This is a genomic window from Chitinophaga pendula, from assembly GCF_020386615.1.
GTDB classification, from domain to species: Bacteria; Bacteroidota; Bacteroidia; order Chitinophagales; family Chitinophagaceae; genus Chitinophaga; species Chitinophaga pendula.
Genome location: NZ_CP077769.1, coordinates 7,043,603 through 7,068,656, shown reverse-complemented (window position 1 = coordinate 7,068,656; position 25,054 = coordinate 7,043,603). Strand labels below are relative to the sequence as shown.

Sequence of the window (25,054 nt, the reverse complement as noted above, 5' to 3'; positions counted from 1 at the left end):
CATCCCCTTATTAATTATTATTTTTACGCTTCAAATTTATAAATTGCCTTTATGGTAAAAGATATTCAACCCTTAAACGAGAAAGAAACCCGTGCAGGATTTGGAGAAGGTATCCTGGAGCTGGCTCGTAAGAATCCGAATGTTGTAGCTCTTACAGCGGACCTGTTGGGCTCTATGAAGCTGAATGCCTTTATTAAGGAGTTTCCGGAGCGCTTTATACAGGTTGGTATTGCAGAGGCCAATATGATAGGTATTGCTGCTGGTATGACCATAGGTGGCAAAATACCGTATACTACTACTTTTGCGAATTTCTCTACGGGACGTGTATATGACCAGATCCGTCAGTCTGTTGCCTATTCCGGCAAGAATGTGAAGATATGTGCTTCGCATGCTGGTCTTACACTGGGTGAAGATGGTGCTACGCACCAGATCCTGGAAGATATCGGCATGATGAAGATGCTGCCAGGTATGGCGGTGGTGGTTCCTTGTGATTTCAACCAGACCAAGGCTGCCACTATTGCGATCGCTGATCATGAGGGCCCGGTATACCTTCGTTTTGGCCGTCCTAAATGGCCTAATTTCACTGCGGAAGACCAGGTATTCGAATTAGGTAAGGCACAGGTATTACATGAAGGTACTGATGTGACCTTGTTTGCCTGCGGTCATCTGGTATGGCTTGCGATCGAAGCTGGGAAGCAACTGGAGGAAAGAGGTTATAGTGTGGAGATCATCAATATCCATACTATCAAGCCACTGGACGAGGAAGCGGTATTGCGTTCCCTGCAAAAGACCGGCTGTGCTGTCACTGCTGAAGAGCACAATGTGCTCGGAGGTCTGGGAGACAGCATTGCACAGGTAGCCAGCCGTCATCTGCCGGTGCCTATTGAGTATGTGGGTACCAATGATACTTTTGGCGAGAGTGGCAAACCGGTTGAATTGCTGAAGAAATATGGCCTGGATGCGGATCATATTGTTGCTGCGGCAGAAAAGGCCATTGCTAGAAAGAAAAAACAGTAATGGCGGTACGCTGTTATCTGCGATATAAAAAAGAAAAGGAACGCGATGCGTTCCTTTTCTTTTTTATATGCCTGATTGTTCCTTCGGGAGGGTATTGTTGGATTAGAATCGTTGTCTGCCGGGCATTCCTCTACGGCCGGCATCCCGGCGTTCTTTGAGGTGCCGGAGCAACTGACCTCTGAATTCTCTTTCTGTTTTGAATACGGAGCTGGCTTTACCGGCGGGTAGTACTTTAAGGAATTCCTGTTTATAGCGGCTTCTTATATCCAGCATTTTACGATCGAAGGCCAGTTCTTTATCTACATCTCCATCTGCAGCAAGTTTCTGGGTGGTGCCGGATGCATTTTCGGGCACGGCCTGTTTGGATCTGCGGGCGGCGATCAGTTGTTCTACTTCGTGGGTATATTTATTATAGAGCGGCCAGAAGCCCTGTGCTTCTTCCGGTGTCAGGTCCAGTTGTTTAGCCAGGTATGCGACTTCCAGTTGTCTGATCTTATCCTTCATATCAAGATCGGCTTGTTGTGCCCGTATGCTTACGGGTAAACAGGTCAACAGGGCCAGTAAAATGATACTTATTGTGTTGAAATGCTTCATGATCGCTAATTATGAGGTGCATCGGCTGACTGGCTGCTATTGTCTATGAACTGGTCGAGGTCTTCGCTGTTCAGGTTATTATCCTGTGCATCTAATGGCAGGGCTTCTACCTGAGAGACGGTATTAAAAATAGCGTCTCTGTCGAACACATCGGCATGAGATTGCAGATAGTCAACGATCTCCTGATCGCTGATATTTGCCAAGTGAGCGTCCAGGTTATTCCCGTTGCTTTCGCGCAATACGAACAGGGAGCTCACGGCGATTACAGCGCAAATACTTGCTGCTGCGGTCATCAATTTCAGATAAGGTTTTTTTCGGCGTATAGGTATTACCGTTGCTCCTTTTGCGGCTGGAGCCTGGTTAACGTTGGGTAATACCGGTTGTAATGTCTCAAAGTACCCCTCTGGCAATGAATGCGGTGTATGCCGGGGTAATGCGGCTACTGTGGGAGAGATGGTGCGGAGTTCGTCTCCAACAGAGATATTGTCATCATTATGTATCAACTCCAGCATGCGGCCGGGGAATTGATCAAAATAACCGGGAGGCACCTGATAAGCGGGCTGCCGAGCAGGCCAGTTGGCTCCGGCTGACAGTGCGTTCAATTCGTCTACAATGTCTTTCCCCTTATTCATAAGATATCAATATTGCACTTTAGACAATGATCCCGGATGATGGTTTAAATGACTATAACTGAAAAATACAGTCTATGGGTGGTACTTACCAAGTCCGGTTTAATATTTTAACCATTTTTTATATACTCTTCTATCTTTTTTACAGCGTGGTGGTAGGATGCTTTGAGTGCTCCTTCGGAGGTATCCAGCACCCGGCTCATTTCTTCATAAGGCATTTCGTCGTAATACCTGAGATTGAAAACGACACGCTGTTTTTCGGGCAGGCTGAGAATGGCTTTTTGTAATTTCCATTCCAATTTGTTTGCATCAAATTGTGTATCTGCCTTTAACTTATTACTAAGACCGCTTTCGATATCGGATAAGGAAATGGCGGCTTTCCTTTTCTGTTGTTCCAGGAAGCTGAGGCATTCGTTAGTAGCGATCTTATACAACCAGGTGTATAGCTGGGCATCTTCGCGGAATCCTTCCAGATTTTTCCAGACTTTTATAAATACATTCTGCAACACATCATTCGCATCCTCGTGATCGACCACCAGACGGCGAACGTGCCAGTACAACCGCTCCTGGTATTTCCGGATAATGTTGGTGAATCCTTGTTCCCTGGTGGCTGGTTGCCGGTAAAGTGCCAGTAATTCCTTGTCGTCCTGATTAACGGCCATAGGTTAAATGGTTAAATTCCGGACAAAGGGGAGATCTGTCGAACATCACCAATCTGTACAACGCCTGACAATACTTCCGGTCAAACCAGCGATCCGATGTTTTGCCAAATAATGACATTGTCAGCCCCAAGCGTTTATCATTGAAAGTTAAATAGAAAACAGCTTTCATATATGAGATCGTTTTGGGAGTAAAAGGTTTAAAATCCACTCCAAAAAAGAGAAAAATGGCTTAAAAGGGGGTCTAATGGGGTAATAATAGTCATTCTATAGCTGTTTATAATGTGCCCGTACCTCGATCACTTTACCGGCTGTATTCAATACCATCATTTCTGCGCTAAGGCGGTTGCCTACGCTTTTGTAATACAATACTATGCCATCTATTCCTTCCAATATGTGATACAATTCGAAATGGAGGTCCGGATATACTTCCAGTGCTTTACTAAAATATTTACGTAGCTCCTCCTTTCCGCGGATAGCGCCGCTGGGTTCATTATTCAGTTTGCGGATGAAAGGGGAGTAAAATACTACGGCTTCATCATAATGGGCCATGATAGCTTCCAGGTCATGATTATTCCAGGCGGCTACCCAATCTTGTGCAAAATGTTCCATAATATAACAATTTTGATAAAAGTAGGTGGACGGAGTGGGAGATCGTTGGCTGAAATGTTCAATCTGCTATGGATGGTCAGGCGCGCCATTGTTGCGGGGAGACGCCGTAGGCTGCCCGGAAGGCGTGGTAGAAGTGGCTGATATCCTGAAAACCGGCGCTGAAGGCGATATCGCGTATAGGCCGGGAGGTTGTTCGCAACTGGAAGCCGGTTATTTCAAGTCTTTTCTGCCACAGGTATTGCATGGGGGTGGTATGATAGACCTGGCGGAAATATCGTCTCAGGGTGGCTTTGCTGGTATGGCATTTCAGGGCGATTTCGTCGAGTAACCGTAAATGTGGCAGGTCGTCACAAAAGGTGTTGATGGCGGCTGTCACTGGCGGGCCGACGACCTGCCGCAGCATGTTGAGTATGGCGGGCCATTGCGGGCGGGCGGCCAGCAGGCGGATCGCGGCGGCTGTCGTTTCTGTGCGGGATAGCGCTGGCTCTTCCAGGAAACGGCGCCGTAGTTGTTCTCCCCAGGCGCCTGTGGGGTCGCAACCTGGCAGGTGAATGGTGGTACGTGGTAAGTGCAGCGGGCAATGTTCGGTGATAATACCTGCTAATAAGTCCTCCGTCAGGAGGATATTAATGCTTTCGAAGGCCGCTTCTTCCCATAGGATCTCTGAACATAACAAGGTACCTGCCGGGATGACGAAACAATCGCCTGCCTGTACTGCATATACGGTTGTGCCCTCATACATACGTTTGCGTCCTTTGAGTACCAGGTTGAACATGGCCTGCGGTATGTATAGTTCATGTACTTTGGGGCGGTGGTACCGGGTATAGGCAGCCCAGCACTGTCCCTCGTCATAGTGGCTGTATTGCAGGCAATCGTCTGCAAATCGCAGGTTCTTGTATGTAGTATACATATAAAGGTGACAGGCAGGATAACTATTTAGAACTTGCCGAACGGCAGTTTGGTATCGTGATAATACAGGAAGGTCCAGTCTTCATTTTTGCCTCTTTCCATAAATTCCTGTCTTAGCTCCATGCTACGTTTGCCATCGTAGTCATATTTGGCGACGAAGCGGCTTTTCATTTGTGATATCTGTGGTGCCACATCACCACCGAAGAACACTTTATCTTCTCCGTCATCTACGAGGAATACCTGGTGGTATGGGCAGTGACCGCCGGTGAGTTCGTAATGTATATAGCCATCGATAGTACCGTTGCCGTCGATGAATACGACATTATCCCGCTGGCGGAGCAGGGAGATATCTTCTGCGTGATAGGATTTACCATCCATTTCGATGGCGTAGGCCATCTCCTGTGCATTTACATAGTAGGTGGCCTGCGGAAAGGTCAGTGAGCGTTGTCCGGACACGGGGTCTACGGCAGATACGCCACCGGAGTGGTCTTTATGCAGATGGCTCATCAGCACTTTGGTGATCTCCATTGGGTTTACGCCATGGTCGATCAGGTGTTGATGCAATTGTAAAACGCCGTCCGGGTTACGGAAACCGAGGCCGGTGTCGAAGAGGATATAATCACGGTCTGTGATGACGAGGAAAGGTTGTATTTCTACCAGCAATGAACCATGGTTACGCTGGGTCATGCTATCCTTTTTTTCATCGAAGGGAATGAACTGTTTGGTCGCATCTACTGTAAAAGACCCTTCGGATAATGGAATAATTCGTGCCATAATCCTGCAAGTTAAGCATTCCGCTATATACGGCGGCCGGTACCGACGGAATCCAGTCTGGACCGGGATAACATGGCAGGGGATATGGTGGTGGATTCCATCAGCTTTTTGACCAGCGGCAGGCGTTGGGTGGCGATAGTATCGTTCAGGTATTTTTCCATCATCAGGGAGGCGATGGGGGCCGCGTATGTACCGCCAAAACCGGCGTTCTCCACTACTACCGCGATGGCTATACGCGGATTTTCTGCCGGCGCGAACGCGACGAACAGGGAGTGGTCTTTCTGCTGAAAGCGTACGCCGTTGGCGATGGCATAATTCTCTGCGGTACCGGTCTTACCACCTACATTATATCCTGGCAGGCGGTCCGCTCTTTTGGCGACTACATCGATCATCCCGTTGATCACGGCGCTGTAGGCGCTATCGGAGATGTGGGCCACTACGTGCTTCTCCCGGTATTTGGCCAGGATATCGCTGCTATCGTTGTCGATCCGCTCTACGAAGTGAGGGGTATAATAATGTCCGCGGTTGGCGATGATACACATGGCGTTAGCCAGTTGTAGGGGTGTCAGCAATACTTCCCCCTGGCCGATGCCCAGGAATACGGAGGTGCAGGAGTTATAGCTGCCTTTATATCTTTTATTATAATAAGCGCTGTCGGGAATGAGTCCTCCGGCTTCGCCGGGAATGTCTATGCCGGTGCGGTGCCCGAATCCGAATGTGTGCATATAGTTGGCCCAGGTCTGCAGGCCACCGGCTTTGATACCACCGAATTTGCCGGCATCTACGCTGAGGCGGTAGAGATGGGAGAAGTAGGCATTGCAGGAGTTGGCCAGTGCGAGTCGCAGGTTGCCGGCATGTCCGGCATTATGATGCAGGCATTTCAGCGGGCGGGAGCAGGCCAGGTAGGCGCCGCTGCAGGGGTATCCGAAGGAAGGGGTGATCACACCTTCGTCCAGTGCAACCAATGCTATCATGGGTTTGAAGGTAGACCCTGGCGGGTACATAGCCTGTATGGCACGATTGAATAGTGGTTTCGTTGTATCGGTGTACAGCCGGCTGAAGTTGGCACCCCTGGCTGATCCTGTCAGCAGGTTAGGATCATAGGTAGGGCTGCTTATCATAGCCAGTATGCCGCCGGTTTTGGGATCGATGGCGACGGCGCTGCCGATCTTGTTATGCAGCAGTCGCTCTCCCAGTTCCTGCAACGTAATATCCAGTGCGAGCCGCAGGTTTTTACCTGCTACGGCGGCAGAGTCGAATTCTCCATTTTCGTAAGGCCCTTGTGGGCGGTTCAGGTTGTCTTTGACCAGGTATTGTATGCCCCGTTGTCCCATGAGTACTTTTTCGTACGTTCTTTCCAGGCCGGTCATGCCCAGGTAATCGCCCATCTGGTAGGCGCTGAAGGCTGGTTTCTCCAGCATGGCAGGCGATACTTCGCCAATATATCCGAGGATGTTGGCGCCGGCGACATATGGATAAGAACGCACCTGCCTTAACACCAGTTCGAAACCCGGCTGGAAGAGGTACATACTCTCTTTCAGTTTTCCGAAAGTAGCTTGGGGTAGTAGCGGTGCGAAGACGGAAGGTCTTACTCTTCCATTTTTGACGATAGCGTTGACGATACGTTTTTTGAATTCTTCGTGGTCTATCTGCAGTATACGACAGAGATAGGCAGTGTCTACATTTTTAATGCTGGCGGGGGTGACGACCAGGTCGTACAAGGCATCATTACTCAGTACACTTCTTCCTTTACGGTCGAAGATGATACCCCTGCTGGGGTAAATGACTTTACGAAGTACAGCATTGGCGTCGGCTAGTTTGGCATACTTCTTCTCTACTATCTGTAAGTAGAATAAACGTGCTACTACCAATAAGCTGATGGACAGGATGATGAGCTGGATCACCTTCTTCCTGGGATGATTAAATACGGACATGGGTACAGACGTGATTTCCTGTGTTTGCGGTATGCTGAAAATAAAGTTTGGGAATACTACAAACCTACTGGAAATCTATGTGTGGTACAAGGCCGCGGCACTTAAATTCACCCGGTTACCGTGTCTTTTCCGGGAACGGTACCAAGTGCTTATAAGTGGTAAAATCAGGTGCAGCAGATTATCTTAATACCATCTGTCTGTCGGCATCTAACCGGAGCATGATGAAGATAAGCATGGTGAATGTCATCAGGGAGGAGCCGCCGTAACTGACCAGTGGGAGCGGTATCCCGATCACGGGTGCCAGACCGATGGTCATGGATATATTGATGGCCAGGTGGAAAAATATGATACTGGCTACCCCGTATGCATATACGCGGCTGAATGTCGATCGTTGTCGTTCGGCGATATAGATGATCCGTAAGAGCAGGGCTACATAGATAGCGAGGAAGATGATGCTGCCGATAAAGCCGAAGTCTTCTCCTACGGTACAGAAGATAAAGTCGGTGCTTTGTTCTGGTACGAAGTCGAAGCGGGTTTGTGTACCTCTCAGGTATCCTTTACCCAGTAAGCCACCGGAGCCGATGGCGATCATACTCTGCCGGGTGTTGTAGGTGGCTTTGGGATCGTTTTCTTTACCGAGCATTACTTCGATCCTTCTTACCTGGTAGTCTTTCAATACTTTGGTGAATACGAAAGGCACGACGAACATGACGAAGCCGGCGCAGAACACCCATATACTGAGTATCAGTGCCAGGCGGCTGCGGTTGCGTTTGATTTCGCGGCGGCTGAAGTAGATCACGAGGGCGGTGATCACGGTGAATATGATGAGCAGGATATTTTTATCTACGAGCAAGGCAGACAATACCAGTACGATACCGGAGAAGGCGATCACCAGTAATACGCCGGGTAGTCCTTCGCGGTACATGACGAGGAAGAAGGAGAAATATACCAGTGCCAGTCCTGTTTCGTCCTGCAGGATGATGATCGCTGAGGGGATGAGGGCGATGGCGGCGGCTATCAGCCGGGATCTAAGTTTGGTGAAGTCTGTCTCCTGCGATGACAGGTATTTGGCCAGTGCCAGGTTGGTACACAGTTTGGCAAACTCTGCCGGTTGAAAGCGGAATCCTCCTAATTCGAGCCAGGAGTGGGAACCTTTTACATCAGTACCTATTCCCAATACGACCAGTAGCGACAGTAAGCCGAAGGCGTACAGGAGGTTGGCAGTGGCGGTGAAGAACTTACTGTCTGTAAGCCAGATGATGGTAGCCAGTACGATAGATACGCCCAGCCACAGCAGCTGGCGGGCATAGTTTTTATTCAGGTGGGAGATGTTCTGCCAGATATTATCTCCTTCCCGGTATTCCGCCGCAAAAATAGATAGGAGGCCAATGAACACTAATGCCATATAAAGGCCTAGCACAGGCCAGTCGATCCCTTGGGTAAGTTTTGCTTGCGAGCGGTTCATTTAAACGGGTATGTTATAAGTTCCTGAGTATATTGTTCTGTTAGTTTGTTTTGATCTGCTGGCCGGTTTTGTCTATCACCGGTGCTTTCCTGTTGAGCGAGTCCAGTTTGGATTTAGCGCGCATAGCTTCCGGTATGGTATTGGCATCCAGCATACGTTTTATCAACGGCTGGCGCTTGGCGGAGATCGTATCGTTCAGGTATTTCTCCATCATGAGGGAGGCGATAGGACCGGCATAGGTAGCGCCGAAACCTGCGTTTTCCACTACTACGGCGATGGCGATCTTCGGGTTATCGGCCGGTGCGAAGGCGACGAATACGGAGTGGTCTTTCATTTTGGTACGTACGCCATTGACGATGGCATAGTTTTCTGCTGTACCTGTTTTACCACCTACACGGTATCCTTCGATCTGGGCGACACGCCCGGTACCTTTTTCTACCACATCTGTCATCCCGTTGATCACCACATTATAGGCGCTGTCGGAGATATGTGCTACGACGTGTTTTTCTTTATATTTTGTCAGCAGGTCGGTGTTGTCGTTATCGATAGTTTGTACGAAATGCGGTATATAGTAATATCCTTTGTTGGCGATGATACACATGGCGTTGGCCAGCTGTAGCGGGGTGAGTAGTACTTCCCCCTGGCCGATGCCCAGGAACACGGAGGTGCAGGAGTTGTAGCTGCCTTTGTATCTTTTATTATAATAGGCGCTGTCGGGGATAAGGCCACCATATTCTCCCGGGATGTCGATACCGGTACGGTGTCCGAATCCGAAGGAGCGCATGTAGCCGGCCCATTTCTGCATACCGCCGATTTTGATGCCACCGAATTTACTGGCGTCTACGCTGAGGCGGTATATATGGGAGAAGTAGGAGTTACAGGAGTTGGCCAGTGCGAGGCGCAGGTTGGCTGCGTGGCCGCCGCCCCTGTGGGTACATTTGATGGGGCGGTTACAGCCGAAGTAAGCGCCACCGCAGGGATATCCGAAGGCAGGGGTGATCACACCTTCATCCAGGGCCACCAGGGCGATCATAGGTTTGAAGGTAGATCCCGGCGGATACATGGCCTGTATGGCACGGTTAAAGAGCGGTTTGGTGGTATCCAGGTAGAGGCGGCTGAAGTTGGCGCTCCGGAAGGAGCCTGTGAGCAGGTTAGGATCGTAGGTAGGGCTGCTCACCATGGCCAGGATGCCACCTGACTTGGGATCGATGGCTACTACGCTGCCTATCTTATTACGCATGAGCCGTTCTCCCAGTCCCTGCAGGTCTATATCTAATGACAGGCGGAGGTTTTTACCCGCTACTGCTGCTGTGTCGAATTCTCCTTTTTCGTAGGGGCCCTGGGGGCGGTTGAGGTTATCTTTTACCAGGTACTGGATACCCCGTTGACCCATCAGGACGCTTTCGTAGGTCTTTTCCAGACCGGTCATGCCCACATAGTCTCCCTGCTGGTAGGCGCTATAGGCGGGTTTTTCCAGCATCTGTGGTGACACCTCGCCGATATATCCCAGGATATTTGCGGCGGTGGCGAAGGGGTAGGCACGTATTTGGCGTTGTACCAGTTCAAATCCTGGCTGGAAGAGGTACATACTTTCCTGGAGTCGGCCGAACACTTCGGGAGGCAGCAATGGCGCGAACACGGACTGGCGTACCCGTCCGTTTTTGATGATCGCTGTTACGATCCGCTTACGGAATTCTGCAGTGTCGATACGTAGTATGTCGCAGAGGTAATTAGTATCGATGTTTTTGACGCTGGAGGGTGTAACGACCAGGTCATAAAGGGCATCATTGCTTAGAATGCTTTTGCCTTTACGGTCGAAGATGATACCGCGGCTGGGATAGACAACCTTCCGTAATACGGCGTTGGCATCTGCCAGTTTGGTATATTTTTTCTCTACGATCTGCAGGAAGAACAAGCGGGTGATGATCAGTATCACCATCCCCAGCATGATCGCCTGAATAACTCTTTTCCTGGGCTGATTATAAACAGACATTTACAGAAATTCCGGATAACAGTTTCCAAATTCACGAATCCTACCTGCACCGATATGGCCATCGGTCACACCGATACTACTACAAACCTACACGAAGTTTGTCAGCCTGCCAAAGACCATTGCACGGCAACGTGCAGGCTTGGTTTGTCGGCGGTCAACAGCATGCGGATACAGCTTTTTGAGCGGGGTGTTCCTATTTTTTGGAAAAGAACAACAGCTCATACAGGAGTATGAGGAATAGACTGGCTGCGGTAGAGCACAGTATTTTGAGCAACAGGTACAGGGGGTTGGCAAAGCCGAACACTTCCAGCAGGAAGAAGACGGTATGATGCACAAACACCAGTACGGATGCATAGATGAGAAAAGGAGTGATGCCCATGCTGGTCATGGAAGGCGATTTGAGGGTCGTTTCAAATCCGCCCTGCGGTGACAGGATGTTCATGATGAATGGGCGCAGATAGGCGACCAATACACAAGCGGCGGCGTGCATGCCCATGGTGTTCATGAACATGTCGAGGCTGAGGCCCAGTACAAGACCGAGTATCAGGATAGCCGGACGCGGCATATTGAATGGTAATGCGATGATGAACAGTACGTACAGGTACGGACTTACCAGCTGGTGTACCAGTATTTTGTTGAGCACAAATACCTGTAGCAGCAATAAAAGTGCGAAACGGATAATATTTCTTAACAGTATACTCATTTGGTCAGCCGGTATGTTGAGTCTTCCAATCGTTGCTGTTCTTCTTTCAGCAAGTTATCTATCACGTAAACGTATTGCAGGTTGTAAAAGTTGGTCGCCAGCTTGATACGGATGGTGTATGCTGTGCTGGATTTGTCGGCCAGGCTGAAGCTCTCTACGTATCCGATATGAATATTTTCGGGGAAGAGGGCGGAGTAGCCACTGGTGGTGACGGTGTCTCCCTTGGTCAGTTTTACGCTTTTGGGCACATCTTTCATGACGGCATATCCGGGATTTTCGCCATCCCAGTGTACGGTCCCCATTTCGCGGGAGCGGCTCAGGCGGGCGCTGAATCCAAAGGTAGAAGAGCGGGACAGCAGCGACAGGATCACAGCATAGTGATCGCTTACGCTCCGTACGACGCCTACTACACCGCTGGGGCCTATTACGCCCATATTAGGGCGGATACCATCCAGGCTACCGCGGTGGATGGTGATATAGTTCATGGGCTTATTAACAGAGTTGTTGATGACCTTTGCTTCGCGGTAGAGGTAACGGCGTAGTTCTGTGCCGACTACTTTGTGTAAGGTATCGTCGCTGAATTTTCTGATAGTATCGGTCTTGGCGATGTTGTTATTGACGGCACTATCGAAGCTGGTACGCAGTAGGTTGTGCAGGCGGGTATTTTCGGATACCAGGCTGTCGTTGGTGGCTTTGAGGTGGAAGTAGTATTGTACGTCGTTGTAGCGGTCATACATTTTTCCACTGATAGCGTTGGCAGAATTGAGGTAGGCGGTATGCTGGAAGTTGTTATTACTGAATACCAGTACGAGGCAGATCACTTCCAGTATGAGGAACAGAAAGAAGTTAAAATACCGCCGTAAGAAGATGATGAGATTACGCACCTGTTAGATCTTAATTTGGAGATTCCATGTCCCGGTATACCTGCGCTGGCGCCTGTATACCGGGGGGGGTGGATTTTCAAATATTATTGCATCAGGAAAGGATACTTCCCTACGTGTCTCAACGCGATGCCGGTGCCTCTCACCACTGCGCGCAGCGGATCGTCTGCAACATGCACGGGCAGTTTGATCTTTTGGGCCAGGCGTTTGTCCAGGCCACGGAGCAGGGCACCACCACCGGTCAGGTAGAGGCCTCTGCGGTAGATATCTGCAGCCAGCTCGGGCGGCGTTGTTTCCAGCGCTTTCAGGATGGCTTCTTCTATCTTAAAGATGGACTTATCCAGTGCCTCGGCGATCTCCTGGTAAGATACCATGATCTGTTTGGGGATACCGGTTACCAGGTCACGACCATTTACGGGTACGTCATCTGGTGGGTTATCCAGTTCTTTGAGGGCAGAGCCGATCTGGATCTTGATCTGTTCGGCGGTACGCTCACCGATCAGTAAGCTATGGTATCGGCGGAGGGCTTCCATGATATCGGCGGTGAATTCATCACCGGCGATACGGATGCTCTGGTCGCAGACGATACCTGCCAGGGCGATTACGGAGATACCGGTAGTACCGCCACCGATGTCGATGATCATGTTACCTACAGGCTCTTCTACATCGATGCCTATACCGAGGGCCGCAGCCATGGGTTCATGTATGAGGTATACCTCTTTGGCGCCGGCCTGCTCTGCTGAGTCACGCACGGCTCTTTTTTCTACTTCTGTGATGCTGGAAGGGATACATATCACCATCCGCCAGCTGGGTGCGAAAAGAGGCTTTTTAGGATACACCATTTTAATCAGCTCTCTCAGCATCCCTTCAGCCGCATTGAAGTCTGCGATCACGCCATCTTTCAATGGGCGGATGGTGCGCAGGTATTCATGCGTCTTTTCATGCATCATCATGGCCTTCTTACCGACGGCCACTATTTTACCGCTTGCACGCTCTATGGCCACAATGGAAGGCTCATCCACCACCACCTGGTCATTGTGTATGATCAGCGTATTTGCTGTCCCTAAGTCTATCGCTATCTCCTGCGTTAAAAAATTAAAAAATCCCATTGTTGATACGGTCAAATATTATGATGCAAAAATGAATATTTCCAACGAATATACGATGCAAAAACCGGATGACCCCGCAATTACATACTTAAATATTAAAAAATCTTGTTTATTGTTTCGGATGGGTATTTACCCTGTACAGATCACTCTGTCTGGCAAAACGCTGAACACCTGATTTAATTGTCTACCTTCACAAATTTGCCTGATAAGTGTCTTGCTCACATGCGGTGTAACCCGGTGTATCATTGAAACTCATAGCCGATATCGCGACGGTACTGTTTACCATCGAATGTGATCGTTTCGGCGGTTTGGCGGCTATGTGACAGCGCTACCTGCAAACTCTCTGCCAGAGATGTGATAGCCAGCACCCTGCCTCCATTGGTCAGGATAGCTGCTCCGTTGGCTTTTGTGCCGGCGTGGAACACGATCTGGTCGCGAGTGGGCGCCGGTATATTGCTGATCTCTTTTCCTTTCTCGTAGGCTTCCGGATATCCCTGGGATACCAGCATGATGGTTACGGCTGCACGGGGATCTTCTACTATCTGCACTTCTGCCAGCTTTCCTTGTTCTACTGCCTGGAAGAGTTCCACCAGGTCGTTTTGCAGTCTTGGCATCACCACTTCTGTCTCGGGATCGCCCATACGGCAGTTGTATTCGATGACAAACGGTGCGCCGTCTACATTGATCAGGCCGAAGAAGATAAATCCTTTATAGGCGATCTTTTCTGCTGCCAGGCCATCTACGGTAGGTTTGATCACCTGCTGCTCTACCAGCGACATGAACTGCTGGTCGGCAAAGGGTACGGGGGATACGGCACCCATACCGCCGGTGTTTAGGCCGGTATCGCCTTCTCCTATCCTTTTATAGTCTTTTGCGGTGGGTAATATCTGGTAGTTTTTGCCGTCGGTGATCACAAATACGGATAGTTCGATACCTGTCAGGAACTGCTCTATCACCACTTTACGGCTGGCATCGCCGAATTTGGCTTCTTTGATCATCTGGGTGAACTCCGCTACAGCAGCTTCATGGTCGCTTAGGATCACCACCCCTTTACCGGCAGCCAGGCCATCGGCTTTGAGTACGATAGGCAGGCTATGCTGGCGCAGGTAGGCTACTCCATCTTCGTAGGTCGTCTCGTCAAACTCACGATAGGCAGCGGTAGGGATGTTATGGCGCTCCATGAACTGTTTGGCAAAGGCTTTACTACCTTCCAGGCGGGCACCGTATTCAGAGGGCCCCATTACCGGGATGTGCGCCAATGCCGCGTCCGATTGGAAGAAATCGTAGATGCCGTTTACGAGGGATTCTTCCGATCCGGGTACTACGAGGTCTATCTGTTCGGACAAACAGCAATCCTTGATCTGGCTGAAAGCAGATACGCCGAAGTCTAAATTTTGGCCATACTGTGCCGTGCCGGCATTACCGGGGGCTATAAACAAATGTGTACAAAGAGGGCTTTGCGACATTTTCCAGGCTAATGCATGTTCGCGTCCACCGCTGCCTAAGAGTAATATTTTCATTGCTAGTGCTAAATTCCTAATCCCTATAAATAACAATCCGAATTTACAAGTTTCGCCTTTTGCCGATCTGCTTGTATTGCCTGCCCCGTGAAACTTAAAACATGTGGATGGTGAACTGTCGGCGAAGGCCTGAGGGCCCCGGACAAATTTTTTGCAAAGAAAGGTCAAAATCCGGGCATATAGTGCATTTTTTTAGTGGTAAACCTGAATTTATTTAACTTGCCACATTTAAACACTGGACTAAACCTTAAAACAAACAACAAAATCACCCGCTATGAATACGACTGCTGTGCCATCAGCAGCTCCGGCTGTCTCGGAAAAAGGACATCCTAAGGGCCTTGCTGTATTATTTACCACGGAAATGTGGGAGCGATTCAACTTTTATGGTATGAGGGCTTTACTGACCCTCTTCCTGGTAAATGCACTGGCTTTTTCAGAGGCCGACTCATCCATCATCTACGGCGGCTTCCTGGGCCTTAGCTATCTCACCCCCATGTTTGGGGGCTATATCTCCGACCGTTACTTAGGCAACCGCAACTGTATCATCCTGGGAGGTCTGATCATGGCGATCGGGCAGCTCATGATGTTTGCCAGCGCCACCGTATATGAAGGCAGCATAGATACCGGTAAACTGGTCATGTGGGCAGCCTTGTTCGTGATCATCATCGGCAACGGCTTCTTCAAACCCAACATCTCCTCTATGGTAGGGCAGCTGTATCCCAAAGGCGACAACCGCCTGGATTCGGCTTTCACCATCTTCTACATGGGTATCAACGTAGGCGCCACCCTGGGTATGACCATCTGCCCCCTGCTGGGCGACGTGAAAGTAAATGACGTTCGTATCGTATCTGCCTTCAAATGGGGCTTCCTGGCCGCCGGTCTTGCCATGCTGATCGGTACCGTTATGTTCCACTTCCTGAAGAATAAATATGTGGTAGCCCCGGATGGTAAACCCATCGGCGGCAAACCAGCCTTTTCCAATACTACTGTCAGCACCGACGGTGAGGCCGACAAAGCCCACTTTACCACTACCTCCATCATCAGCGTAGCTGTACTGATGGTCGTACTGTTCCTCGGTATACACTTCCTCAGCGCTGACGCCAACCCGATCAAATCCTGGGTATATCCGTTCATCTACGCCTCCGGTATCTCTCTGGCAGTGCTGATCATGACCGATAAATCCATCACCACCGTTGAACGCCACCGCATCCTCGTCATGTACGCAGTCGCCTTCTTCGTGATATTCTTCTGGGCCTGCTTCGAACAGGCAGGGTCTTCCCTCACCTTCATCGCCGACTACCAGACAGATCGCCGCCTTCTCGGCTGGGATATGCCTCCCAGCTTCATACAAAATGCCAACTCCATCTTCATCATCGTGCTGGCATTACCTTTCAGCTTCCTGTGGATGCAGCTGCAGAAACGTAACCTGGAGCCTATCTCCCCGATGAAACAATCCATCGGCCTCGGATTACTGGCATTCGGTTACTTTATCATCGCCTTACAGGTGAAAGGCCTGGGTAACAACGATAAAATGGGTGTTATCTGGCTCATCATCATGTACCTGTTCCATACCATGGGTGAACTTTGCCTGTCACCCATCGGCTTGTCCCTGGTATCCAAACTGGCCCCCCGCCGTTTTGCCTCCCTGCTGATGGGCGTATGGTTCCTCGCCAACGCTGCCGGCTACGCACTGGCAGGTACCCTCGGCGCCCTGCTGCCGCCTACCGGCGATAAATACGCTGCCGCCTCCAAAGCCGGCATCGACCTGCAAGGTATCCTTGATGGTACCATCTCCGCTACCGCTGCTCAGCTGGAACAACTGAAAACACTGAAACTGCCTACTCACTACCCTACCTTCGTAGGCTTCACCATCCATAACCTGTACGAATTCTTCATGGTATTCGTCATCCTGCCAGGTGCAGCAGCTGTATTGCTGTTCCTGCTGACCGGCCTGCTGAAAAGAGGCATGCATGGTGTGAGATAAGCGATTTATTTTCATATTATTATAACAATGGCGGCTATTTTCTAGCCGCCATTGCTTTTTTGGGGGAGTCTGAAATATCGTAACGTAACTAAAATTGTAAGTCAGCGAGGGAGTAATGCAGAATATGTTCAGGTGTGTAATTGAACAAAGAGAGGGAGGGAATAAACTATGTCCATAATTTTATAGCATTCCAAAGAGAGTTTATTGCTATATATAGTTTATCCTGGTTACACCAATATTCAGCAATTGTACCATACTTTTTGTACGTGGATATGTTGAAGCCTTCTTCGATATCATTATACCATATTACTCTATTCCCGATTAAAGCCACCACCCAAAAACCGTTACCTTCTGCCCCGTATTCTTCTTCTTCCCATTTAGCCGGATCTATTTTTATGGTAAGCCAAAAATTATATAACTCTCCTGTTTGTGTTTCCTCGAACTCCAATATCTGACTATATAATTCATCGTATGTAATAGGTGTCCACATATACTGTATATTTTTCTTACGCAATTTGCAGCTCATCGTATATTCAACTCCTTTCGATGTAGCAGTTTTATTAATATACTCTCAATATTTGCCCTGTGATCTTTTCCTCAACAGTTTTTTCATACGCATCTGTCAGGTCTTTCATCGACACAGGCGTTAAATTCGGGAACAAGTATCCGAAATCCTTTGCCGAATCTTCTGCCATACCTGGACTTACTACGTTAATTCGTAGTCCCCTTGGCAATTCTATGGATGCAGATAAGACAAAACTATGTAAAGCGCCACTTATGACAGCTCCGCCCGTAATACCCTTATGCGGAATATCTGCAAAAATTCCTGATGTAAGCGTAAAACAACCATTGTCTTTGAGATAATGCTGACCAATTAACACCAGGTTCATTTGCCCAAAGAGCTTTCCTTTGAAATCTTCCAAAAGCTATTTTCAGTAAGTGTTGAGAAATTATCCATTGGCCCAGAAGCACCAATACAAATGCAGGCATCAATGTGTTTTAGACTATTGAACATGCTTTTTATTGAATCCTCAGATGACACATCTACTCTTACATCGCCGCTATTTCTAGCTGCCGTAATTACGTCGTGACGATCTTTTAAAATCGGTGTAAGTCTTTTACCAATCGTTCCATTGGCCCCTATTATTAGAATTTTCATGATTTTTATATGGATTGGGTTTGCTGATATCTCAAAGTTAGCATCAATAAGAAAACTGGTACGAAGACCAAAGCTCTTCTACCGAAAGCCTAATTTTCATTGCACTAATACTGGTAATTCAGCTTTCATTTTTCTAAAAGCTATATCACTTTTGGTGTGTACTTCCCAGTATGAAGAATCTACTAACTCCAAAACGAAGTGGCAGCTCTCGTACATTTCCTCATCTGAAGTATATCTATGTAACTTAGAGCTGTCTAAAGCTCCAATAATAAGTATTTCAATAATTTGATGAAATCGAAATGATAATTCAAATAGTTCCTTCCAATCATGAATACAACCATTTGCAGATTTATTTATTTTCTCCTCAAATTCAAGTACTAATAGATCATCAGGACTACCAATCGCAGTTATCCATAACAACGACCACACATATTGATCTCCATCAGTAATGCAATTTAATATCTCTGATAACTTAACAGTCAGAACATCAGATCCTATACTTTCTATTACTAACGCTTTTGTCTCATCCATGGTAAATACTTATATAATACCTTATCCGTTTCCCACCTTTATGATCTTTAGATCTTTCGTGAAATAACATGTCTCCATTTTTGTTCGGAAACAAACAAACTAAACTTTCTATAGCTTAGTTATTCATATTCATTATTCAATTCGGTAATAATTTGCACTGGAGTATCCAAGGCATATTTAAATTCTATTGAATCTCTTACATTGAGGTTACGTGGATTTTTGTCCCATCCACCACTATAAGTATATTCCTTCCCACTTATCTGATATCTGACTTCAATACTATGTCCTTTATAAAATTTTTTATCTACAATGATTCCTTTCCCATAGCCATAGCCCTTATTTAACTGTTCGATTTTTATCTTTTTCTCCCTACCTGCATTTGCAGCAATCCAATATAATCCACCACCAATGACTCCAACAATAACAATAAAGGTTATTAATAATTTCATCTTATCCATTGCTTCATTATAATCATTCCTTTGATAGGAATCGGTTCTATATTATGAAACTCATTTAACATCTATATATGGCTTTTCTCACAGAGGTGTGGTATATCATCAGTATTAAGCTTATTCCACCAACCTATCTTTGCTTCCTGCAAGTTGATTGCTCTAATTTGACTAATATGTTCCCCCTTTAAATTCCATCAGGAAAGTATATGTATCCATTTTATGTATTTACAGTTTGACTCAGTTGAATCGGATACAATTAATCTACCTTTTGATTTGATTCAACCAATTCTTTAAACTTCTCCAATAAAAGTTCTAATTTAGTTAAATCGCCCGCCGCAACGTATTGTTTGTCTCTAACCTTATAAACATACCAATCGGCATCATCAGTCTCCACCATATCTGTTTCAAAATCCAAGTGATCCAACTCTGTAAAAGCCAAGTCTATTATAACTGACCAACCAGGATTATCTAAAGTCTCAATCTTCATTCCATATTCATGCTCCCAGTCTCCATTACAGTGAGACGATAACCAATTTGATATCCAGCTGATAATATGTCCCATGCCTAGAATAATGTTTTTTGTTATCTCCAAATAACTCGTTCTTTTCTAATCTATTCTGTAGGTTCCAATCTTTAAGCCACTTCTGTATAATATGCTGCGCTAACCAACATGTCATAAATGATCTATTCAAAACTTGCAACCCATATGTTCCCTTCCAGAGAGAACTCCACAATCCCAACTGCCTTCAATTCGTCGTCGTCATATAGCAACAATTTCAACCCCTGTTTAAGTTTAAGATTTAAGCGATCTAGATCATCAGAAGTTCCCCCTCGTATTTAAACGCACTCTACCCATCGTATCACAGTTATTGAAATCAAAAAAAATCTTCTGCATACTTAATTGATTAATAACGTTCGAGGGCTGAATAATGAAATCAGATTATAAACAGTTATTAAATTAATGTCAGCACTTGATCAGTTATATCCCTGTTGTCATTTCTCCTGTATCGATATTAACTCTATAGCGAGCGCTCACCGCATAAAAATTATCCGACAACATAAGGACAAAATTTGTCTCCCATCCTTTACCTAAAAGCCGATTGATTTTACCGGGCTTTTTGTTATTGATTAGCTGGAGGATCACATTTTTTCTGCCTTTACTATCGATAAAGCCAACGTATTGTCTAACCCAACAACAGAAAGAAATTTTATCATCAATATTTGCATGTTGTAACTGCTTATACTTGTTAATAAAAACTTCTTCTGCCTTTTCAATATCCTCGATGGAGGGCGTATATCTTTCTCTGTTGTCTTTTATATCGATTCCTATACGATAATGTTCCTTAAAGAGGATACCATTTGCCTTATAATAATTTGGTAGCTCTACTATCTCAAATTGCTTCGTCGCAACTATATTTTGCGCATCGCTTGAAAAAAATAAGCCAACCAAAAACACTATAAATATTATCTGTTTTTCCATGTTTAGGAAATTGGATTTACAAGATTTAATAACGAACGTAATCAGATAGGTAAAATTGAATGAGGGGAAAGCGATGTCAGATTTTCAACGATAATGATATTAATTCTTGCACCTGAAGTGGAGAAAAATAAACTATCGTCTGATGTATAATGTTTTGAAATAAACATTAACAGTATTTCTAAACTAAATAAGGAAACCCTCGATATTTTGAGACCTGATTATATTTTGATCACTTGGAGATATTAAATCAGAATCATCTAATGGATCGATACAAAAATAGAAATCTTCTTTAGTAGCAATCAGTTTATATCGGTCAATATAATAGGAATATTTAGGCCCATCATAACCAAAATCAAAAGTGCTGATATTTGTAAAGAGTAGTAAAATTCGCTTATTACTTTTCGCATATAGTCTGTCAATATATATCCCTACTGAGTCTCCAGATTCTTCATTAAACTCAATTTCAATTTTGTTAATCTTAGCACTTATAAGAGAGTTATCTCCAGTAAGATACTCTAACAATTCTCCGTTCTTCCCGATTGATATCATAATTTTACATCCGTTATTTCATATAGGTTCACGCATTACAACACTTAATGTCACCTTAATTTCATCTAGTTTCAATCCTTTCAAAAGCAAATTGTTAATTGAATGAAATTCGGCACTACGTCCCGCAATTTTCAGTATAGTATCTTTTTCAGGTTTATTTTCAAAATAGGCATTTGCTACTTGCGAGATAATTCGAAATGAGGGAACTTCATCATATCGCTTTGTTACGTACTCATTCTGCTGTCCAGTAATTGGTTCGTAAAATGAATCAGGCCAATCAAATTGCGGAAGTAAAAGCCGTACAAACACAATAGGTAAGAACAGTAAAATCTCTCCAGCTTCTCTACGCTTTATTCCGTTATCAATAAATAACGTCAAAACTTCCTCGTTACTATTACTCCCATCTCCATTACTTAATAGACATATGGCTTTTTCTACATCTCGCGCAAATGTTGAAGAAAGTGGCATTTCTATTGTGGGTGCTTGTTTTTTACTAGGTGATAACTTTCGAAAAAAAGATGATTTTAAGAAATGCATGTTCAAAAAATAGATTTTATCCTATATGAATTGACACCTATAAATACTAGCCTTTATACTTTTGGTCCAGCTAATATTGTTATTTGATTTGATCAACGGTGAACGCCTTCAAATCCGACAGATTACTATTTATAATCGCTTCAGGTAAAAACAAGTGCCCATCAGTATCTCGATTGATAATTAAAGGTTTTATCGGACTTGCTTTCAAATAATATCGTAAATCATAGTAGTTATTTAGTACTTCTTTATCGAAATAGTAGAACCCCCTAGAGACCATATAATGCACGTCTCTTAAATATGCCTTTTTTTGTTCTTCTGAATGACCAGATATCTCTTGAACCACCCGTTCTTCTATCAAAATCTCATTAGATAATACAGGAAGAGATCGAAAATATTTAATCATCCCCTTCAATTTCTCCATATTATTTACAACTACGTCAGGTAACATCCCACCTGCAGAAGCGACAATGGCAATTTTCCCTGAAGCATCTGTAAAATACCAGTCAATATCTAAACCCGACTCCGACATTGATTTTTCTTTCATTTCTTCTTCAGTATTCATCCTATTTATATTAAATCTTGCTTTTTGCAATTGGGTACTATGTGTTTTGCCTATATATGTCCAATTACACTTTTAATTATGCATATACAGGCACCAGTTCGTCAAACATTCTATACTAGCCCCAATAGAAGGTGATAGAAGTCTATAAACAGTTCATATCTTTATAAGTCAGATAGTGCATTGGATTTTCATCCTTATCATATATAACACATTCAATATTTTTATTCCCATTTATTATTTCACTGGCAGCTATCAATGCCTCATCGATATTTTCAAATACAGTATAAACTTTTTGGTCACTATTGATCGCTAGTCGCTGATCTTCATCAAGTACATGCCCGGTATCAAATGCGGCTCTAAGTAACGCAACCTGATTCCCAGCCAAAATTGGATATTCTTCCATAGCTATATATTTTGCAAGAAGCCAAAACTTATGGCTGCATACGCTCACAGCACTGTATGAGATGAAACGTATCTAGGTAAGGTTATTAAAGATGTATCATCTCTACTACATTCTCCTTCTATATTAGAACCTCCTCTACTGTTTGAGCTAATATCTTTATTTCACTTCCCGTTGCAGATGTCTTTATTATATAGCAATATAACTTAACGTTGTCAAATCCTCCTTTCCATCTTTGATAAAAAGATAATAGATCTGGATCATCAACAGGAGCTATATAAGCAATATCAATTGCTTCATTTACAACAATGCCAGCATTCATTGTCGCCTTAAATAGGCAAACCCCCTTAAATATAATTTTTGACTTTGACTCCCCTTCATACCAATCAATGATCATCTCAATAATATCATTATTGCCAGGATCTCTCCTATCAATAAAAATACTCTCTAAAATAGAATCATGCCAATAGTAACTATCAAAATCCATAATATCAATTATTTATCTTAATGCTTCGAACGGTTCTGTCACAAGCAAAATCATTTGTATTTAATAGTTCTAAAAACACCCAAAGCTTCATCATTTGATTTATAATCCAGATCCATTGCATAGATACTGAGAGCATGTTTATCCTTCAGTTCGTATATGTAAATACCCGTCATTCCTTTTCCTATAACTTTTGGTTGAATTATTTTTGCTACAATCCCATTAATTGTATCATACCTATAGTAGTTTTGATCAAATACATTCTGCTCCATATCTTCCTTGGGAGTTTTCGAAAACAAAGCTTCATCAGGCGCTGGTATCCTGCCCAAAATTCTTTTTGGCAGTTCAATATTTTTCATGTCGTATACCACAGGTGGTGGGTTGAATAGATTATCAATTATGTTAGGCGCTCCATACTCAACATAAAAAGTATCATTATGCCTATTGATCCAGTATGACACGCGGCTATCAGTTCCGTTTCCTTCAACAATTTTCATATTGGCAGGTATATGGAGCGCTACTACACCTATTGTATATTTTTCGGGAAGAGCAGGTTGGCAACCTATTAGAAATAAAAAATAGATCGTCAAAAAAAATATCTTTTTCATCAATTATTGTGTGCTACTTGATTTTTGATTTCTCAATAATTATGTTACTTCAGGTCTTGTATCTTCATTTTTATCCCTCTCTTCTAATACCTATTCCGATTAACACATTCTTAAGCCCATTTCAAAAAAGTCCTTTTACTTGAATTGATATTTGTCCTTCAATAACCCAATAGCTTTATTCTCAAAATGATCTATTGTAGTTAGAACTTTCATGTATTGTAACATACGCTATTTCATATAGGTTCGCTTATTATAACAGTAGCAATGAGCTGAATTTATAAGTATAGTTCGTCAGAAATAAAAGAATACTCCAGTCGCCCTCTCTAAAGCTTCTTCAAAGAGAATTCTAATTTGCTTAATCTTATCGATATATTCAATTTTAAAAATATCGCTTTTAAGCACTCTTTCTAACTCTTCTCTATCTTTTATACTATCATCTTCATAAATATCAATATTAACAGTAGCAATTGTATTAATAGACTGAAAAAAGTCTTTATCAGATAATATCTGAAATTCCTGATCTGTTAAAACTATTTCGATTAATTGCTCGGGGGTTGCATTATCATAATTTAAAGCATCCATTGCTTCTTGATTCTTAGGAACAACTATATATTTATGGCTCATATAGTAATATATTGGCACTATTTCACCCTGTTATTATTTTCCACTAAGTTAAATTGCTCGTCGAACAATACAAAGTCCAGGCAGGCTTTGGGCTTCCCCTTATAAATACAACACTATTCTCTCTTTACAATTATCACAACCAATTCGTAACCCCTTCGGGGTTACGTTAAAGTACAATGCTCTTATCACTTTCTGTACTTATCAAAGTAATTCCATGTATCTCTATACACTTCATCAAAAACTTTCATTATCATATCTACTTCAGCATTACTCAGGGCAGAAATTAGCTTTTTACCGCTAACTCTATCCATACTTTTCATTTTCCTGTAAAAAGTGGGGACGCTCCATGAGCATTGCTCACATACTTTCTCTCTAAATGTAATCGGGGTATCAAATAACATGCTGTGGATATCAAAAAGCATGTTTCCATTTTGGGGATTGGTTCTCTTCATGTGGTATTTGATTTTAGAATATGACTAGTAATTGGCTATGCTTCAATAATGCTATTCAGTACATGATCAATCTTCGTAGCAGGCTACATAACATTCTCTATTATAGTGTCACGAAGGTAAAACAAAAAAACAATATTGGAGTACTATAATACTCCAATATTGTCATTTTTTTCCTTTGACTTTGTTTGATGGAGAATGAGATTACAAATCGGTTAATAAAGTTCGGACAGAACCTGAAATCTCTCAGAGAAGCAAAAAGTTTAAGCCAGCGTGCACTTGCTGCGCTAGCCGATATGGAACATATTCAAGTAGGTAAAATTGAACGAGGGGAAAGCGATGTCAGATTATCAACGGTAATTAAATTAATGCTGGCACTTGAAGTCGATGCCAATGAATTATTGTCTGAAACTTAGTCTAACTCAAGAGGGCTTCT

At 44.7% G+C, this 25,054-nt stretch carries 31 protein-coding genes; 3 read left to right on the top strand and 28 right to left on the bottom strand.

The window, feature by feature from the left end; translation table 11 throughout:
* Positions 1-51 precede the first annotated feature (51 nt).
* A complete protein-coding gene (locus KTO58_RS26705; protein WP_095836478.1) occupies positions 52-1,017 on the top strand; it encodes a transketolase family protein in 966 nt (321 codons plus the stop codon).
* Between the two features lie 102 nt (positions 1,018-1,119).
* Here the strand turns inward: KTO58_RS26705 and KTO58_RS26700 are convergent, their stop codons facing one another.
* The 13 genes from KTO58_RS26700 to purD all read right to left on the bottom strand — a co-directional run bounded on the left by KTO58_RS26700 (position 1,120) and on the right by purD (position 14,799).
* Positions 1,120-1,611 carry a hypothetical protein gene (locus tag KTO58_RS26700; protein WP_095836479.1) on the bottom strand — a complete coding sequence of 164 codons (492 nt, stop codon included), beginning with the start codon at positions 1,609-1,611 and terminating at the stop codon, positions 1,120-1,122.
* 5 nt (positions 1,612-1,616) lie between these two features.
* The gene (locus tag KTO58_RS26695) at positions 1,617-2,243 is read right to left on the bottom strand and encodes a hypothetical protein (RefSeq protein ID WP_095836480.1); all 627 of its coding nucleotides are present in this window, start codon (positions 2,241-2,243) and stop codon (positions 1,617-1,619) included.
* 107 nt (positions 2,244-2,350) lie between these two features.
* Complete coding sequence (locus tag KTO58_RS26690; protein ID WP_095836481.1) at positions 2,351-2,902, bottom strand: RNA polymerase sigma factor; 552 nt, start codon at positions 2,900-2,902, stop codon at positions 2,351-2,353.
* 264 nt (positions 2,903-3,166) lie between these two features.
* A complete protein-coding gene (locus tag KTO58_RS26685) occupies positions 3,167-3,511 on the bottom strand; it encodes a nuclear transport factor 2 family protein (RefSeq protein ID WP_095836482.1) in 345 nt (114 codons plus the stop codon).
* Between the two features lie 76 nt (positions 3,512-3,587).
* Positions 3,588-4,421: an AraC family transcriptional regulator gene (locus tag KTO58_RS26680; protein ID WP_095836483.1), complete on the bottom strand. Its 834-nt coding sequence runs from the start codon at positions 4,419-4,421 to the stop codon at positions 3,588-3,590.
* Positions 4,422-4,447: 26 nt separating this feature from the next.
* The gene (locus KTO58_RS26675; protein WP_225859936.1) at positions 4,448-5,194 is read right to left on the bottom strand and encodes an MBL fold metallo-hydrolase; all 747 of its coding nucleotides are present in this window, start codon (positions 5,192-5,194) and stop codon (positions 4,448-4,450) included.
* 23 nt (positions 5,195-5,217) lie between these two features.
* Positions 5,218-7,128 (bottom strand): penicillin-binding protein 2, encoded by a 1,911-nt coding sequence (gene mrdA / locus KTO58_RS26670; RefSeq protein WP_095836484.1) that lies wholly within the window; start codon positions 7,126-7,128, stop codon positions 5,218-5,220.
* 178 nt (positions 7,129-7,306) lie between these two features.
* Entirely contained in the window at positions 7,307-8,593 is a 1,287-nt protein-coding gene (gene rodA, locus KTO58_RS26665) for a rod shape-determining protein RodA (protein ID WP_095836485.1), read from the bottom strand.
* A 40-nt stretch (positions 8,594-8,633) separates the two neighbouring features.
* The gene (mrdA, locus tag KTO58_RS26660; protein WP_095836486.1) at positions 8,634-10,586 is read right to left on the bottom strand and encodes a penicillin-binding protein 2; all 1,953 of its coding nucleotides are present in this window, start codon (positions 10,584-10,586) and stop codon (positions 8,634-8,636) included.
* Positions 10,587-10,779: 193 nt separating this feature from the next.
* Positions 10,780-11,289 carry a rod shape-determining protein MreD gene (gene mreD / locus KTO58_RS26655; protein ID WP_095836487.1) on the bottom strand — a complete coding sequence of 170 codons (510 nt, stop codon included), beginning with the start codon at positions 11,287-11,289 and terminating at the stop codon, positions 10,780-10,782.
* A complete protein-coding gene (gene mreC / locus KTO58_RS26650; protein ID WP_095836488.1) occupies positions 11,286-12,173 on the bottom strand; it encodes a rod shape-determining protein MreC in 888 nt (295 codons plus the stop codon). The genes mreD and mreC overlap by 4 nt, the downstream gene beginning before the upstream one ends.
* An 83-nt stretch (positions 12,174-12,256) precedes the next feature.
* Complete coding sequence (locus KTO58_RS26645; protein ID WP_095836489.1) at positions 12,257-13,279, bottom strand: rod shape-determining protein; 1,023 nt, start codon at positions 13,277-13,279, stop codon at positions 12,257-12,259.
* 242 nt (positions 13,280-13,521) lie between these two features.
* On the bottom strand, positions 13,522-14,799 hold the full coding sequence (gene purD / locus KTO58_RS26640) for a phosphoribosylamine--glycine ligase (protein WP_095836490.1): 1,278 nt from the start codon (positions 14,797-14,799) through the stop codon (positions 13,522-13,524).
* Between the two features lie 274 nt (positions 14,800-15,073).
* Here purD and KTO58_RS26635 point away from each other — a divergent pair, with 274 nt between their 5' ends.
* Positions 15,074-16,783 (top strand): peptide MFS transporter, encoded by a 1,710-nt coding sequence (locus KTO58_RS26635; RefSeq protein ID WP_095836491.1) that lies wholly within the window; start codon positions 15,074-15,076, stop codon positions 16,781-16,783.
* Positions 16,784-16,949: 166 nt separating this feature from the next.
* Here KTO58_RS26635 and KTO58_RS26630 read toward each other — a convergent pair whose 3' ends face one another.
* From KTO58_RS26630 to KTO58_RS26560, 15 genes are all read right to left on the bottom strand, one after another.
* On the bottom strand, positions 16,950-17,273 hold the full coding sequence (locus KTO58_RS26630; protein WP_198315098.1) for a hypothetical protein: 324 nt from the start codon (positions 17,271-17,273) through the stop codon (positions 16,950-16,952).
* 70 nt (positions 17,274-17,343) lie between these two features.
* Positions 17,344-17,706, bottom strand: coding sequence for a Rossmann-fold NAD(P)-binding domain-containing protein (locus KTO58_RS26625; RefSeq protein WP_198315099.1), 363 nt, complete (start codon positions 17,704-17,706; stop codon positions 17,344-17,346).
* Positions 17,670-17,942, bottom strand: a complete 273-nt coding sequence (locus tag KTO58_RS26620) for an NAD-dependent epimerase/dehydratase family protein (RefSeq protein WP_095836493.1) — start codon at positions 17,940-17,942, stop codon at positions 17,670-17,672. Before KTO58_RS26620 ends, KTO58_RS26625 begins: the two co-directional genes overlap by 37 nt.
* A gap of 96 nt (positions 17,943-18,038) precedes the next feature.
* A complete protein-coding gene (locus tag KTO58_RS26615) occupies positions 18,039-18,473 on the bottom strand; it encodes a hypothetical protein (RefSeq protein ID WP_095836494.1) in 435 nt (144 codons plus the stop codon).
* Positions 18,474-18,592: 119 nt separating this feature from the next.
* A complete protein-coding gene (locus KTO58_RS26610; protein WP_095836495.1) occupies positions 18,593-18,931 on the bottom strand; it encodes a hypothetical protein in 339 nt (112 codons plus the stop codon).
* 250 nt (positions 18,932-19,181) lie between these two features.
* Complete coding sequence (locus KTO58_RS26605; protein ID WP_198315100.1) at positions 19,182-19,517, bottom strand: immunity 53 family protein; 336 nt, start codon at positions 19,515-19,517, stop codon at positions 19,182-19,184.
* Between the two features lie 387 nt (positions 19,518-19,904).
* Positions 19,905-20,405: a hypothetical protein gene (locus KTO58_RS26600; protein ID WP_095836497.1), complete on the bottom strand. Its 501-nt coding sequence runs from the start codon at positions 20,403-20,405 to the stop codon at positions 19,905-19,907.
* A gap of 183 nt (positions 20,406-20,588) precedes the next feature.
* Entirely contained in the window at positions 20,589-20,954 is a 366-nt protein-coding gene (locus tag KTO58_RS26595) for a hypothetical protein (RefSeq protein WP_095836498.1), read from the bottom strand.
* 18 nt (positions 20,955-20,972) lie between these two features.
* Entirely contained in the window at positions 20,973-21,491 is a 519-nt protein-coding gene (locus KTO58_RS26590) for a hypothetical protein (RefSeq protein WP_095836499.1), read from the bottom strand.
* Between the two features lie 79 nt (positions 21,492-21,570).
* Positions 21,571-22,053, bottom strand: coding sequence for a hypothetical protein (locus KTO58_RS26585; protein WP_095836500.1), 483 nt, complete (start codon positions 22,051-22,053; stop codon positions 21,571-21,573).
* 142 nt (positions 22,054-22,195) lie between these two features.
* Positions 22,196-22,456 carry a hypothetical protein gene (locus tag KTO58_RS26580; protein ID WP_095836501.1) on the bottom strand — a complete coding sequence of 87 codons (261 nt, stop codon included), beginning with the start codon at positions 22,454-22,456 and terminating at the stop codon, positions 22,196-22,198.
* Between the two features lie 118 nt (positions 22,457-22,574).
* Entirely contained in the window at positions 22,575-22,940 is a 366-nt protein-coding gene (locus tag KTO58_RS26575; RefSeq protein WP_095836502.1) for a hypothetical protein, read from the bottom strand.
* A 50-nt stretch (positions 22,941-22,990) separates the two neighbouring features.
* A complete protein-coding gene (locus tag KTO58_RS26570; RefSeq protein ID WP_157752721.1) occupies positions 22,991-23,434 on the bottom strand; it encodes a hypothetical protein in 444 nt (147 codons plus the stop codon).
* A 402-nt stretch (positions 23,435-23,836) separates the two neighbouring features.
* The gene (locus KTO58_RS26565; RefSeq protein WP_095836505.1) at positions 23,837-24,169 is read right to left on the bottom strand and encodes a hypothetical protein; all 333 of its coding nucleotides are present in this window, start codon (positions 24,167-24,169) and stop codon (positions 23,837-23,839) included.
* Positions 24,170-24,354: 185 nt separating this feature from the next.
* Positions 24,355-24,621, bottom strand: coding sequence for a hypothetical protein (locus KTO58_RS26560; RefSeq protein ID WP_095836506.1), 267 nt, complete (start codon positions 24,619-24,621; stop codon positions 24,355-24,357).
* A gap of 188 nt (positions 24,622-24,809) precedes the next feature.
* On the opposite strand from KTO58_RS26560, the gene KTO58_RS26555 reads away from it, so the two are divergent.
* Positions 24,810-25,034, top strand: coding sequence for a helix-turn-helix domain-containing protein (locus KTO58_RS26555; protein ID WP_095836507.1), 225 nt, complete (start codon positions 24,810-24,812; stop codon positions 25,032-25,034).
* Positions 25,035-25,054 lie beyond the last annotated feature (20 nt).